Raw genomic sequence first — 814 nt, 5'->3', positions numbered from 1 at the left:
TAATATAAATCACTATCATTTTGTTCTTTCGACAAGTTATATTATACATGAATTCCTAAGTTTATTACGAATTTTAGCATCACATAATATAATTTAACAAAAAAGACTCTAACATTTCTGTTAGAGTCTTTTTATATTGCCGATACCGATTTCCATAATATTCCCATAATTACTTTCTATTGCTGTACAATAAAAATAGGGAAAAATTTGAAGAAAAGGTGGAGGGAGAATTATGACACATTCAAATGAGAAAAAATCACATGCTTTTAAAGGAATAGGAGAGAAGTTAAACCCAACTATCTATCAAGTAAGATTCATGAAATTAGATGAACCAATCCAATTTGAGGCGTTTCCTGAATTGAAGGAATTAGGGGACTGGTTGAGTACTTCAACGCACATGTGGTCGTGCCACTCAACTATGTACAAATACAACAGAGAAAAGTTTGAAAAGAAGTTTTTAGAAATTACGAAATTAACAGCTGATCATGTACTAATATCTACTGGTGGTGTCGGATTTAACTTCATGTCACCGGGGTGGAGAAATTCTCTCTAGAGTGCTCGAAGGGAATATTATAGAATACCGCAATTAAAAGGATAAAATTGAATGTTTGTTTTTATCCTTTTAATGTTTCGCAGTTTACTCACCGTACACTTTTTGTGCTTATTTTGTCATGTAATGAAAAGAAAACAAAAAAAACTCTATACTAATTGTATAGAGTTTTTTTACGACGTTCATGATACCGATGGTCGGGGTCGAACCGACACTCCCGAAGGAACACGATTTTGAGTCGTGCGCGTCTGCCAATTCCGCCAC

1 protein-coding gene is annotated in these 814 nt (G+C 33.9%); it reads left to right on the top strand.

Annotated features, from left to right (window positions below; translation table 11 throughout):
• The first annotated feature begins 232 nt into the window (after nt 1-232).
• Complete coding sequence (locus DN403_RS30575; RefSeq protein ID WP_000149824.1) at nt 233-553, top strand: DUF3884 family protein; 321 nt, start codon at nt 233-235, stop codon at nt 551-553.
• Nucleotides 554-814 lie beyond the last annotated feature (261 nt).

The organism is Bacillus sp. AY2-1, assembly GCF_008368965.1.
GTDB classification, from domain to species: Bacteria; Bacillota; Bacilli; order Bacillales; family Bacillaceae_G; genus Bacillus_A; species Bacillus_A thuringiensis_S.
This window is presented reverse-complemented; position numbering and strand designations above follow the sequence as displayed.

Coding starts and splice junctions, on each gene's coding strand:
- DN403_RS30575 (WP_000149824.1), top strand. CDS start 233: ATGACACATTCAAATGAGAAAAAATCACATGCTTTTAAAGGAATAGGA.